This is a genomic window from Enterobacter cloacae complex sp. IR5401 (assembly GCF_049238425.1).
Classification (GTDB): Bacteria; Pseudomonadota; Gammaproteobacteria; order Enterobacterales; family Enterobacteriaceae; genus Enterobacter; species Enterobacter hormaechei_C.
The window spans coordinates 99,201-111,137 of the sequence record NZ_JBMKHN010000001.1; the positions used below are offsets into that span (position 1 = coordinate 99,201).

General features: G+C 56.6%; 12 protein-coding genes. 5 read left to right on the forward strand and 7 right to left on the reverse strand.

Annotated features, from left to right (window positions below; translation table 11 throughout):
• Positions 1–49 precede the first annotated feature (49 nt).
• Genes ACOTX1_RS00430 through celB form a run of 3 tightly spaced genes read right to left on the reverse strand, consistent with a single transcriptional unit; the run spans position 50 to position 3,747 of the window.
• A complete protein-coding gene (locus tag ACOTX1_RS00430; RefSeq protein ID WP_126497691.1) occupies positions 50–1,468 on the reverse strand; it encodes a leucyl aminopeptidase family protein in 1,419 nt (472 codons plus the stop codon).
• Positions 1,468–2,424: a N(4)-(beta-N-acetylglucosaminyl)-L-asparaginase gene (locus tag ACOTX1_RS00435; protein ID WP_023314634.1), complete on the reverse strand. Its 957-nt coding sequence runs from the start codon at positions 2,422–2,424 to the stop codon at positions 1,468–1,470. Before ACOTX1_RS00435 ends, ACOTX1_RS00430 begins: the two co-directional genes overlap by 1 nt.
• A gap of 3 nt (positions 2,425–2,427) precedes the next feature.
• Positions 2,428–3,747, reverse strand: a complete 1,320-nt coding sequence (celB, locus tag ACOTX1_RS00440) for a PTS cellobiose transporter subunit IIC (protein ID WP_003860552.1) — start codon at positions 3,745–3,747, stop codon at positions 2,428–2,430.
• 147 nt (positions 3,748–3,894) lie between these two features.
• Between celB and ACOTX1_RS00445 the strand changes: the two genes are divergently transcribed.
• Complete coding sequence (locus ACOTX1_RS00445) at positions 3,895–4,719, forward strand: hypothetical protein (RefSeq protein ID WP_023314633.1); 825 nt, start codon at positions 3,895–3,897, stop codon at positions 4,717–4,719.
• On the opposite strand, the gene arsC is transcribed toward ACOTX1_RS00445, so the two are convergent.
• Positions 4,716–5,072 (reverse strand): arsenate reductase (glutaredoxin), encoded by a 357-nt coding sequence (arsC, locus tag ACOTX1_RS00450; protein ID WP_003860549.1) that lies wholly within the window; start codon positions 5,070–5,072, stop codon positions 4,716–4,718. The genes ACOTX1_RS00445 and arsC overlap by 4 nt on opposite strands.
• Before the next feature lie 13 nt (positions 5,073–5,085).
• Positions 5,086–6,549, reverse strand: a complete 1,464-nt coding sequence (gene bepA, locus ACOTX1_RS00455; protein ID WP_023314632.1) for a beta-barrel assembly-enhancing protease — start codon at positions 6,547–6,549, stop codon at positions 5,086–5,088.
• Positions 6,550–6,769: 220 nt separating this feature from the next.
• Here bepA and ACOTX1_RS00460 point away from each other — a divergent pair, with 220 nt between their 5' ends.
• Entirely contained in the window at positions 6,770–7,834 is a 1,065-nt protein-coding gene (locus ACOTX1_RS00460; protein ID WP_023314631.1) for an AI-2E family transporter, read from the forward strand.
• Between the two features lie 140 nt (positions 7,835–7,974).
• Here ACOTX1_RS00460 and bcp read toward each other — a convergent pair whose 3' ends face one another.
• Together bcp and ACOTX1_RS00470 are read right to left on the reverse strand one after the other, a co-directional pair.
• Complete coding sequence (bcp, locus tag ACOTX1_RS00465) at positions 7,975–8,445, reverse strand: thioredoxin-dependent thiol peroxidase (protein WP_023314630.1); 471 nt, start codon at positions 8,443–8,445, stop codon at positions 7,975–7,977.
• Positions 8,445–9,014, reverse strand: a complete 570-nt coding sequence (locus ACOTX1_RS00470) for a glycine cleavage system transcriptional repressor (protein ID WP_000213743.1) — start codon at positions 9,012–9,014, stop codon at positions 8,445–8,447. The genes bcp and ACOTX1_RS00470 overlap by 1 nt, the downstream gene beginning before the upstream one ends.
• 145 nt (positions 9,015–9,159) lie before the next feature.
• Here ACOTX1_RS00470 and dapA point away from each other — a divergent pair, with 145 nt between their 5' ends.
• The 3 genes from dapA to purC all read left to right on the forward strand — a co-directional run bounded on the left by dapA (position 9,160) and on the right by purC (position 11,912).
• Positions 9,160–10,038 (forward strand): 4-hydroxy-tetrahydrodipicolinate synthase, encoded by an 879-nt coding sequence (dapA, locus tag ACOTX1_RS00475; RefSeq protein ID WP_003860542.1) that lies wholly within the window; start codon positions 9,160–9,162, stop codon positions 10,036–10,038.
• 16 nt (positions 10,039–10,054) lie between these two features.
• The gene (gene bamC, locus ACOTX1_RS00480) at positions 10,055–11,089 is read left to right on the forward strand and encodes an outer membrane protein assembly factor BamC (RefSeq protein ID WP_003860539.1); all 1,035 of its coding nucleotides are present in this window, start codon (positions 10,055–10,057) and stop codon (positions 11,087–11,089) included.
• 109 nt (positions 11,090–11,198) lie between these two features.
• Positions 11,199–11,912 (forward strand): phosphoribosylaminoimidazolesuccinocarboxamide synthase, encoded by a 714-nt coding sequence (gene purC, locus ACOTX1_RS00485; RefSeq protein ID WP_001171626.1) that lies wholly within the window; start codon positions 11,199–11,201, stop codon positions 11,910–11,912.
• Positions 11,913–11,937 lie beyond the last annotated feature (25 nt).

Consider the following 11,937-nt stretch of genomic DNA (forward strand, 5'->3'; position numbering starts at 1 on the left):
GAAAACCCGTCATACCTTGCAGGCCGGGTAAGGCGCAGCCGCCACCCGGCTAAAGATCCCCCAACAAGTGCTCCACCAGCAGCGGAATCGGTCTTCCCGACGCCACGCTCCGTCCGTTTTCTCGCCACAGCGCCGTCCCGCTGATATCCAGATGCGCCCACGGAATAGTCGGCGGGCAGAAATGGTGCAGCAGCCACGCCGCCGAGGCGCTGATCGCCGCATTGTTGGTCGGCGTGTTGCACAGATCGGCAATCGCGCTGTCGGTTTGCTTTCTCAGCCTCGCATCCAGCGGCAGGGACCACACCTCGTCGCCGCTCCGTTTGCCCGCGAGCGTCAGTGCCTGACGCAACGGCTCATCCTGGGTCATCAGCCCGCTCAGCTCATACCCCAGCGCTTTCACCACCGCTCCGGTTAAGGTCGCCATATCAATAATATAATGCGCCTGCGGATGGCGCTGACTCGCCCAGGCGATAGCGTCTGCCAGCACCAGCCGGCCCTCGGCATCGGTGTTGTTGATTTCCACCGTAATGCCGTTGCAGGCTGTTGCCACCGTGCCGGGCTGCATGGCGTCGGGGCCGATGGCGTTTTCCGCCAGCGCCAGCACGCCCATGATGCGCACGGGTAATTTCAGCTCCGCAACGGTCAGCATCAGCCCGAGCACGTTAGCCGCGCCGCACATGTCATATTTCATGGTGTACATGCCCGCGCCTTCCTTCAGCCACAGGCCGCCGGTGTCAAAGGTAATGCCTTTTCCCACGAAGCAGCGCACCGGGCCATCAGACACGCCGTTATAGTGAATAGCCAGCAGGCGAGGCGGGCAGGTCGCCCCTTTGCCAACGGCGTGCAGTAGCCCCATCCCCTGCTCAACAATTTGCTTTTCATCCAACACCTCGCAGCGCAGAGCAGGGCTGGCGGCACACAGTTTTTGCGCCTCTTCCACCACAAACTGCGGCGTACAGCGGTCGGATGGCATATCCGCCAGACGTCGTGCCGCAACCATGCCGAGCGCAATGGCCTGCTGCTGGCGGAAGGTCGTCTCCAGCTTCGCCTGCTGTTCCGGCAGGCAGAGGGCAGTGATGCAGGTAAGGCGCAGCGCTTCGTCCGTCTTCTTCAGCTTCAGGTCACTGAGCCTGTGCGCCTGATTAAAGAGAAAACGCAGTACCTGCGCCAGCACCACATCGTCGATATCCGTCACGTCCAGCACGAGTTCGGCGCTGGCGGGGGCGGTAAGCAGCGGTCGCAGGGCCGTGATCAACCCTTCGGTCAGGGCGTCATGCCAGAGCGCATCCGGCAACAGAGTGATGCGGGCAAACGGCGCGCAGCCAAAGCGCGCGTCCGCGACGGTGCTCTGCTGGCGCATTTCAGCGATAAGAGCGCTATCCGGTAACAGGGAACTGTCAGCGCGCGCAATCAAATGGCTCTGCGGCTTCGCGTCTGATAGTGCGTTGATAAACTGGTACGTGATCATCATAACTCCTCAATCGGTGCGCGGATCCGCGCGGCATAGGCCTGCATCCACTCCTCATCTACCGCGTGATAGTGCGTTTTCTCCCGCAGGCGTTCAGTACGGAAAACGGTGAGGGGCTGGCGAGCCGTCGCCACCACGAACGAGAAGGTTTTGATGTTGGTCGCGGCGCCAAATTCTCCTTTGCTGTTCATGCACACCACGGAGAGATCGCCCGCGCGACCGAAGCGCGACATCAGTTTCTCTTCCAGTTCGAACACGACCGAATCCGCCGCCTGCTGCGGCGTCATGCCTTGCGCCATCCGGCGAACGATTTCGTAGCTGGTACAGCCCTTCATCAGATCTTCACCGACGCCCGTGGCGGTGGCCGCGCCGGTTTCGCTGTCGCAGTAAAAGCCGGAGCCGATGATGGGTGAGTCACCGAGGCGACCGCGTTTTTTCATAAACAGGCCGCTGGTGGAAGTGGCGACGCTCATCGAGCCCTGTTTATCGAGGCCGATGATGCCGACGGTGTCATGTCCGTCGTAGGGGCTTAACCCCTTATCCAGCGTTTCGCGGCAGCGCTTACGGTAGTGTTGCATGGCGCGATCCGTGAGCATGGTTTTATCGGCAAAGCCCTGACTCAGCGCCCATTCGCGCGCGCCCTGGCCGACCAGCAGGCTGTTATAGCGCTGGCGGCTGAGCGCGTGCGCCACGCGCACTGGGTTGGCGATATCCACCAGATTCCCCACGGCGCCGAACGCCAGCGTGTCGCCGTCCATATAGGCCGCGTCCAGCTCTACCTCGCCGTTTTCGGTGGGCAGCCCGCCGTAGCCGACGGATTTATAAAACGGAAAGTCCTCGACGGCGGCGACGGCATCCACTACCGCCGCAGCGACAGGTTTGCCCGCAGCCAGGGCAGACGCGGATTCCGTTACCCCTTCAAGCGCCATTCGCCAGGTTGCGATAATTCCCCACATGCTTTACTCCTGTTTTGCAAGGGTGGTGTCGGTTTGCGTAACGCTGGCTATTTCCGCCGCGCGGTACTGTTTATCCAGGATACGCATGAAAGGCAGGTAGAGCATGGCACCAATCAGCAGGTTGATCAGCTGCATCACGCTGCCGCTCAGGTGCCCGGTAACAATAAAGCCGCTGATGACCGGCGGCAGCGTCCAGGGGATAAACACCCCGGTGGTGACGGCGACCGCACCAATTTTCATCGCCAAATACTGCACGGTGACCAGCACCAGCGGCACCAGATTGAACGGGATGAGCATGATCGGGTTCATGATCACCGGCAGGCCAAACAGGATCGGTTCGTTGATGTTAAACACCGAGGCACCCGCACCGAGGCGCGCCACTTCGCGCATGTTTTTGCTGCGGGCGAAAATCAGCATCGCAATCACCAGCGACAGCGTGGCGCCCGCGCCGCCCATCCAGATCATGTCAAAAAACTGTTCGGTGATGATGTGCGGCGGCGTCGTTCCCGCCTGAATCGCGGCGATGTTGTCGGTCTGGTTCTCCATCCACAGCGGACGAATAATCCCGTTGATCATCGAACCTGAGTTAATGCCCACTGACCACAGAATGGTGATGCTGAATACGGTCATCAGCGCCCCGAAATAAGAGGTGCCGTAGTGGCGCACCGGGGTGGCAACCACTTCATAAATAAACTGGTGGATGGTGTGGTAGTGGGTGTTTTCAAAGATGATGCGGATAAGCAGCACCAGAATCATCACCAGCAGGGCCGGGATCAGGGCCGCGAACGACTCCTGCACCGCAGGAGGCACGCCGTCCGGCATTTTGATGACCAGCTTTTTGCGCTTCAGCCAGCAGAACAGTTCCGTCCACAGCAGGGAACCGATCATCGCCACGAACAGCCCTTTGCTGCCAATCCACTCCACCGGCATCACGGTAATGCCGCCGTTTTCCGCCACTTTGATAAAGGGCGTCAGGATCAGAAACGCGACCAGCGCCAGGATGCCGCAGGAGATGCGGTCCTCGCCATAATGCTCAGCCAGGCGGTAGGCCACCAGGAAGCTGATAAACAGCGACATGGTTGAGAACACCGCGTTAAACGGGATCTCTATAATCGCACTCCAGCTCTCACCAAAGGCCTGAGACATAAACTGCTGATAGGCCTGATTCGGGAAGGAGGAGATCACCAGCAGGATGGAGCCGACGATGATAAACGGCATGAATGAAACGTAGGCCCCACGAATGGCCCCAAGATGACGCTGCTGGGCCGTTTTCGCCGCCAGCGGCATCAGTTTTGCTTCAAGAAATCCCAGAACATTGTTCATTGTGAACTCCGTACAAGATTGAGAGGTGTTGTTTATGTTATGTCTGTGGATTATCAGTGAAGCGCGGCGAGCGAAAGGTGAAATCGGTCACAAAGCATTCGCTGCTCTGATATAAATCTCATAAGATTAGTTGCGGAGAGAGACGCGATGGAAATCAAACTGCATGCCAACGCCACCACCACACCGCGTATCCGTCGTTATCTTCAGCAGTCAGATAAAAGCGACAGAGAGCTTGCCGTTGAGTTGGGTATCTCGGTCACCACCGTCAGGCGCTGGCGCAACCGCGACCAGGTTTCGGATAACCACACCACGCCAAAAGTGATACATAAAGCGTTGAGACAAGAGCAGGCAGCACTGATAAATGCTCTGCGTGATATCACCGGTGCACCGCTGGATGAACTGCTGCTGCTGGTGAATGACGGACTCGGGATCGCCGTTTCCCGCGCGACCCTGAACCGCTACCTCAAACCGGCTTCGGTAAGACAAAAGGGGGCGTCGTTGCAGGGCAAAAAGGCGCTGAAGGCCGGTATCATGCCGCAGAAGCTACTTCTGCATCATCAGCCGCTATCGCTGCATATGGACGACGGTGGGGAGCAACACCTGCTCTGGGCGCGTGAACCCGTTAGCGGCTGGTGCTACGCCCGGCTTTATGCCGGTGTCTCGCCGCAGTTGCTGACCCGCTGGACGAACGAGGTGCTGGCTGCCTGTCCGGCTGATATTCAATCTGTTGAGACTTTTGGGCTGGCAGTGAACTTGCCGGAGCATAACGTCACCGTAAAAGTGCATTCACAGTATTATCTTGCCCTTCAGGCCACCGTGCCGTTACGTGAGATCATTCCGCGGGTGAACAGTGAACCGGCGGAAGCGCTGTTGATCCAACTGTGTGAGTTTTACAACCGGGGAAAAGCGCAGAAAAAGCTGGGAGAGCGTACGCCGCAGGCGTTTCTGGAAGCGCTGCGGCGTAACGATTAGACGATCCCGAGCACGTCTTCCGGCGGACGGCCGATACGCGCCTTGCCGTTCGCCACCACAATCGGGCGCTCAATCAGCTTTGGATTGTCGACCATCGCCTGAATCAGCCGATCTTCTGTGAGACTGGTATCGTTCAGATTAAGCGACTTATACAGATCTTCTTTCTGACGCATCAGGTCGCGTGCGCTGCCCATGTTAAGCATCTTCAGCAGCTGGCGGATCGTCTGCGCATCCGGCGGCGTCTCCAGATACAACACCACTTCCGGATCGATGCCGTTAGACTTCAGCAGATTCAGCGTCTCGCGGCTCTTGGAGCAGCGAGGGTTATGGTAAATTTTTACCGCGTCTGTCATGACTTCTCCTTTATTACATCTTCTCGTACGGCTTAAAGCGTTGTTGCAGGCCGCGCAGCTGGTCGATTCGCGCATCGTAGCGGGCCTGTTGCAGGCTGCCAAGCTTCACCTGTGAGCTGGCGCTGCTCAACAGGGAAATGGCCTGATCGAGGCGACCCGCCAGCGCCAGGCCTTCCGCACGCGCGGCCAGCTCCTGATCGCGGTTACCCAGTTGCCCCTGGGCCTGGGCGAGCAGTTCCCAGCCGTTCTGGTCATCTTTATTGTTAAAGGTGTAGCGGTTCAGAATGATCACCGCCTCGCCGGGCTGGCCGCCCTGTAAGTAGGCGTTCGCCAGGTTAAGCTGCAATACCGGATTGTTGCGAATGTCTTTCGCCCCTTTCAGACGATTGATCGCATCGGTCGCTTTTTTCTGCCCCAGATCGATATCGGTGGCGAGGTCAAGATACCATGGATTGTCAGGCGCCGACGCCAGCAGCGGCTGTAGCGCTTTACGCGCTTCATCGTACTTGCTGGCCTCCATCGCCTGGAGCGCCTGACCATACTGCGCCGCGTTTTTCTCGCGCACGTTGCCTTTCGCCAGCGCGTCCAGCAGATCGCTGGTGAGCTGATTACGTCCGGAGTTGTACATGCCAAGCGTTCTCACTTTGGCCATGTAGAAATCCTGCGAAGACTGCACCACGACCGGACGCATCTGGTTGGCACGGTTACGGGCATCCGAGAGTCGGCTTTCCGGCAGCGGGTGGGTCAACAGAATTTCAGGCGGGCGCGACGAGTAGCGTGCCTGGTCGAGCAGTTTTTCCAGGAAGCTCGGCATGGCCTGCGGGTCAAAGCCGGAACGCTGTAAAACCTGAATGCCGATGCGGTCTGCTTCCTGCTCGTTCTGCTGGGTAAAGCTGATCATCCCCTGACGCGTCCCCGCCAGCGTCCCGGTAAGCGCCGCCATCCCGGCCTGCGGGCTGGCCATCGCCAGCAAAATGGAACCCAGCGCGCCCACCCAGGTCAGGGGGGCGTTACGCTTCTGATCTTCCATCGCACGCGCCAGATGGCGCTGGGTGACGTGCGAAATTTCGTGCGCCATGACGGACGCCAGCTGGCTTTCGTTATCGGAATAACGGAACAACGCCGAATGCAGCACCACGTTCCCGCCAAAGAAGGCGAAGGCGTTGATTTCGTCGTTATTGATTAAATAGAAGTGGAAGGGCGTTTTTACCGAGTCGGCGTGCGCCACCAGCCGCATCCCCAGACCGTTGATGTACTGCACCAGCAAAGGGTCGTTAATCAGCGGAGCACTGCCGCGCAGCTGGCGTACGTAATAATCACCCATCTGCATCTCCTGCCCGATGGAGAGCGTGCTTCCTGCCGTGGTGCCCATGTCCGGCAATGAATCGGACGAGTCAGCGAAAGCGGGCAACACCTGACCCACCGTCACGGCGGCAATCAGTGTCGCAACCAGTGTTTTTCTCAACTGCCTGAACATAACCACTGTCCTGTATTTTGGATGTGCTAATTTGACCGATGAACCCGCATAACGTTCATCTCCGCTACTCTGCGAGTGTAGCCGTGTTAAGAGATGAAGAAAATCCCATTCATCAGGGTTTTGCGAAACCTGACAGTGAAACAAAAAGGAAAGTCTTTTTTGTGACAGTTAGATACAATTCACCGTCTCACTCCCGCCATTCGATTCAGGGAAGGGTTGTATGCTCGAAATGTTAATGCAGTGGTATCGGCGTCGGTTTAGCGACCCGGAAGCCATTGCTTTGCTGGTCATTCTGGTTGCCGGATTCGGTATCCTGTTCTTCTTTAGTGGCCTGCTGGCACCGCTACTGGTGGCGATTGTACTGGCGTATCTGCTGGAGTGGCCCACCGCGCGTCTGGAACATATCGGCTGTTCCCGCCGCTGGGCGACCAGCATTGTCCTGGTGCTGTTTGTCGGTATTCTGCTGCTGATGTCCTTCGTGGTGATGCCCATCGCCTGGCAACAGGGGATCTACCTGATCCGTGATATGCCCGGCATGCTGAATAAACTGTCTGATTTTGCCGCCACGCTGCCGCGCCGCTATCCTGCGCTGATGGACGCCGGGATTATCGATGCGATGGCCGAAAACATGCGCGCCCGCATCATGACCATGGGTGATTCGGTGGTGAAATACTCTCTGGCCTCGCTGGTGGGGTTGCTGACGCTGGCGGTTTACCTTGTTCTCGTGCCGCTAATGGTGTTTTTCCTGGTCAAAGATAAAGAGCAGATGCTGAACGCGGTGCGCCGCGTGCTGCCGCGCAATCGCGGTCTCGCCGGTCAGGTCTGGCAGGAGATGAACCAGCAGATCACCAACTACATTCGCGGCAAAGTGCTGGAGATGATTGTGGTGGGCGTGGCGACCTGGATTGGCTTCGTGATCTTCGGGCTGAACTACTCGTTGCTGCTGGCGGTGCTGGTCGGATTCTCGGTTCTGATCCCGTATATCGGCGCGTTTGTGGTGACCATTCCGGTTGTGGGGGTGGCGCTGTTCCAGTTTGGTCTGGGTACGGAGTTCTGGAGCTGTTTCGCCGTATACCTGATTATTCAGGGACTGGACGGAAATCTGCTGGTACCGGTGCTGTTCTCAGAAGCCGTTAACCTGCATCCGCTGGTGATTATCCTGTCAGTGGTGATTTTCGGCGGGCTGTGGGGATTCTGGGGGGTATTCTTCGCCATTCCGCTGGCGACGCTGATTAAAGCCGTGGTCCACGCGTGGCCGGATGTGCCGGCGGTGGAAGATAAGTAGATTTAGTGCGGGCTGATGACCTCACCCCAACCCTCTCCCACGGGGAGAGGGGGGCAAACACTAAAAACGGTAGCATGCGCTACCGTTTTGCATATACCTTGTAGGCCGGGTAAGCGCAGCGCCACCCGGCACTAAAATGATCACGCGTTCTCTTTCAGCCACTTCAACACCACGTCGTGGTGGTTGCTGGTTTTGAAATCATCAAACACGTGCTCAACTTTACCGTCAGCGCCAATCAGGAAGCTGATACGGTGAATACCGTCGTACGTTTTGCCCATAAAGGACTTCTCACCCCAGACGCCAAACTGCTCGCAAACCTGGTGGTCTTCATCGGAAAGCAGCGTGAAGTTCAGCAGCTCTTTTTCCGCAAAACGTGACAGCTTCTCTGGCTTATCGGTGCTGATGCCCAGCACTTCCACACCGACCTTTTTCAACTCATCCATGTTGTCGCGTAGACCGCAGGCCTGTACGGTACAGCCCGGGGTCATGGCTTTCGGGTAGAAATAGACCAGAACACGCTGTCCCTGGAAGTCGGTCAAATTTACTTGCTCGCCGTCTTGATCCGGTAAGCTAAATTTCGGTGCGATATCACCGGCTTTCAGTGGGTTCATTACTCAACTCCATCCTGTTCGTGCTGCGAATAATCGACGACGCTTATACTGCCTTGCGCGTGTAATTCTGTACAGAGGGCTTTGAACGCTTGCTCGATATTTGACGCATCCTGCGAGGCAGGGCTGTGTGCGGTAATTTGAATAAACAGCGTCGGGATTGCGTTTTCATCGCCCGGCTGCGTGCGGGAAACCAGTTCGGCAATGTTCATCTGATGGCTGTCAAACAGCGCCGTAAAACGTTCAATCAGATGAGGTGAATCAGGCACTTCAACCTGTACCCAGACCGTGGCAGGCAGAGCCGGACGCGGGCGCGCGGTGGTGCGCTTCATCACAATCAGTAAATCCAGCTCTGCGCCTTTCAGCGGCAGGGTAGATTCGATGAGGGTAATGGCATTCCATGTTCCGGAAAGCAGCATGATGAACGTGAACTCTTCGCCAAGCATAGCCAGCCGGCTGTCTTCGATGTTGCAGCCGCAGCTGCTCACGTGGCGAGTGATGGTATTCACGATACCCGGCCTGTCAGCACCCAGCGCAGTGATAACCAGGTAATGTTGTGATGAGGTTGTCAAACCTGTTCTTCCTTTGCGTGGTTAAGTCTTCCTAAGGAAAGCATAAAAAAAACATGCATACAACCGCCTGAGAGCCTCAGGTCGCTTGCTTTTATTACAGTTCCAAACGTAACATTGAGGCTCTTGTTCGCACAGAGGATGGCTCATGTTCACGGGAAGTATTGTCGCGCTTGTTACACCGATGGATGAAAAAGGTAATGTCTGCCGGTCAAGCATGAAGAAGCTCATTGATTACCATGTCGCCAATGGAACCTCGGCGATCGTTTCGGTAGGGACTACCGGTGAATCCGCTACGCTGAGCCACGAAGAGCACGGCGACGTTGTGATGCTGACCCTGGAACTGGCGGACGGGCGTATTCCGGTCATCGCGGGGACGGGCGCAAACGCAACCGCAGAAGCTATCAGTCTGACCCAACGTTTTAACGACAGCGGCATTGTCGGCTGTCTGACGGTGACCCCTTATTACAACCGTCCTACTCAGGAAGGTTTGTTCCAGCATTTCAAAGCCATCGCTGAACATACTGACTTGCCACAAATTCTGTATAATGTGCCGTCCCGTACCGGTTGCGATATGCTGCCGGAAACCGTTGGCCGTCTCTCGAAAGTAAAAAATATTATCGGGATTAAAGAGGCGACAGGGAACTTAAGCCGCGTTCATCAGATCAAAGAGCTGGTTTCAGACGACTTTATCCTGTTGAGCGGTGATGATGCGACCGCGCTGGACTTTATGCAGCTCGGTGGTAACGGCGTGATTTCCGTGACGGCGAACGTGGCGGCGCGCGATATGGCTGACATGTGCAAACTGGCCGCAGCCGGTCACTTTGATGAAGCTCGCGTGATTAATCAGCGTCTGATGCCGTTGCACAATAAATTATTTGTCGAACCCAATCCGATCCCAGTGAAATGGGCATGTAAGGAGTTGGGGCTTGTAGCAACCGACACGCTGCGTCTGCCAATGACACCGATTACCGACCACGGTCGTGAAATTGTCGCTGGCGCGCTGAAGCATGCCGGTTTGCTGTAAAGTTTAGGGAGATTTGATGGCTTATTCAGTACAGAAGTCGCGCCTGGCGAAGGTTGCGGGTGTTTCGCTTGTTATGCTCCTCGCTGCCTGTAGTTCAGACTCGCGCTACAAGCGCCAGGTGAGCGGTGATGAATCCTATCTGGATGCGCCGCCGCTTGCTGAACTTCACGCGCCTGCCGGCATGATCCTGCCGATCCAGAACGGTGATTATAATATTCCGGTTACCAACGGCAGCGGCCTGGTGGGTAAAGCGCTCGATATTCGTCCGCCAGCTCAGCCTCTGGCGCTCGTGAGCGGCGCGCGCACGCAGTTCACCGGTGATACAGCTTCTCTGCTGGTGGAAAGCGCACGCGGTACAACGCTGTGGCCGCAGGTTGTAAGCGTCATTCAGTCGAAAAACTATACGATTGATAAACGCGACGACGCCAGCCAAGCTTTAACTACCGACTGGATTGAGTGGAACCGTCTCGATGAAGACCAGCAGTACCGTGGTCGTTATCAAGTCTCCGTTAAGCCGCAGGGTTATCAGCAGGCGGTTACCGTTAAGCTGTTGAATCTTGAGCAGGCAGGTAAACCGGTTGCCGATCCGTCCGCCATGCAGCGCTACAGCACTGAAATGCTGAACGTGATTGCAGCGGGTCTGGATAAGAACGCTACCGATGCCGCAAACGCCGCGCAGAACCGTAACGGCTCAACCTTTGACGTGCAGAGCGGTGCAGACGATACCGGTCTGCCGATGCTGGTGGTGCGTGCGCCGTTTAACCAGACCTGGCAGCGTCTGCCAGCAACGCTTGAAAAAGTGGGCATGAAGGTGACTGACAGCACCCGTTCAACGGGCAGTATCACAGCGACCTATAAGCCGCTGTCTGATAGCGCCTGGCAGGAGTTGGGGGCAAGCGATCCACAGCTGCCTTCCGGTGACTACAAAATCCAGGTCGGCGACCTCGATAACCGCAGCAGCCTGCAATTTATCGATCCGAAAGGACACACGCTGACCCAGGCGCAGAACGATGCGCTGGTCGCTGCCTTCCAGGCCGCATTCAGCAAATAATAGTGAGGGCTGGTTATTCCAGCCCTTTTTATTTTCGTGCTACGCAAACGTGTGCGTGGCATAATATGGCCAGTTTTGAATACAAATCATCACACCAGGAGTAATGAAGATGCAGAAGCAAGCTGAGTTGTATCGTGGCAAAGCGAAAACCGTATACAGCACGGAAAACCCGGATCTGTTGGTGCTCGAATTCCGCAATGATACGTCAGCAGGAGACGGCGCACGCATTGAGCAGTTCGATCGTAAGGGCATGGTGAACAACAAGTTCAACCACTTCATTATGACCAAACTGGCCGAAGCCGGTATCCCGACTCAGATGGAAGCGTTGTTGTCCGATACGGAATGTCTGGTAAAAAAACTGGATATGGTGCCGGTTGAGTGCGTGATCCGTAACCGTGCCGCAGGCTCCCTGGTGAAGCGTCTGGGCATCGAAGAAGGTATCGAACTGAATCCACCGCTGTTCGATCTGTTCCTGAAAAACGACGCCATGCATGACCCGATGGTCAACGAATCCTACTGTGAAACCTTCGGCTGGGTAAGCAAAGAGAACCTGGCGCGCATGCAGGAACTGACCTACAAAGCCAACGACGTGCTGAAAAAGCTGTTTGATGACGCGGGCCTGATCCTGGTCGACTTCAAGCTGGAGTTCGGTCTGTACAAAGGCGAAGTGGTGCTGGGCGACGAATTCTCTCCGGACGGCAGCCGCCTGTGGGACAAAGAGACGCTGGATAAAATGGACAAAGACCGTTTCCGCCAGAGTCTGGGTGGCGTGGTCGAAGCGTACGAAGCGGTTGCTCACCGTTTAGGCGTTAAGCTCGACTAAACTGCGCATTTGCCAAAGGATGTTG

What these genes read in the sequence shown, in the direction of transcription:
- bamC (WP_003860539.1), top strand. Translation starts at nt 10,055, where the DNA reads ATGGCTTATTCAGTACAGAAGTCGCGCCTGGCGAAGGTTGCGGGTGTT.
- dapA (WP_003860542.1), top strand. Translation starts at nt 9,160, where the DNA reads ATGTTCACGGGAAGTATTGTCGCGCTTGTTACACCGATGGATGAAAAA.
- ACOTX1_RS00435 (WP_023314634.1), bottom strand. Translation starts at nt 2,424, where the DNA reads ATGTGGGGAATTATCGCAACCTGGCGAATGGCGCTTGAAGGGGTAACG.
- arsC (WP_003860549.1), bottom strand. Translation starts at nt 5,072, where the DNA reads ATGACAGACGCGGTAAAAATTTACCATAACCCTCGCTGCTCCAAGAGC.
- bepA (WP_023314632.1), bottom strand. Translation starts at nt 6,549, where the DNA reads ATGTTCAGGCAGTTGAGAAAAACACTGGTTGCGACACTGATTGCCGCC.
- bcp (WP_023314630.1), bottom strand. Translation starts at nt 8,445, where the DNA reads ATGAACCCACTGAAAGCCGGTGATATCGCACCGAAATTTAGCTTACCG.
- celB (WP_003860552.1), bottom strand. Translation starts at nt 3,747, where the DNA reads ATGAACAATGTTCTGGGATTTCTTGAAGCAAAACTGATGCCGCTGGCG.
- ACOTX1_RS00430 (WP_126497691.1), bottom strand. Translation starts at nt 1,468, where the DNA reads ATGATCACGTACCAGTTTATCAACGCACTATCAGACGCGAAGCCGCAG.
- purC (WP_001171626.1), top strand. Translation starts at nt 11,199, where the DNA reads ATGCAGAAGCAAGCTGAGTTGTATCGTGGCAAAGCGAAAACCGTATAC.
- ACOTX1_RS00445 (WP_023314633.1), top strand. Translation starts at nt 3,895, where the DNA reads ATGGAAATCAAACTGCATGCCAACGCCACCACCACACCGCGTATCCGT.
- ACOTX1_RS00460 (WP_023314631.1), top strand. Translation starts at nt 6,770, where the DNA reads ATGCTCGAAATGTTAATGCAGTGGTATCGGCGTCGGTTTAGCGACCCG.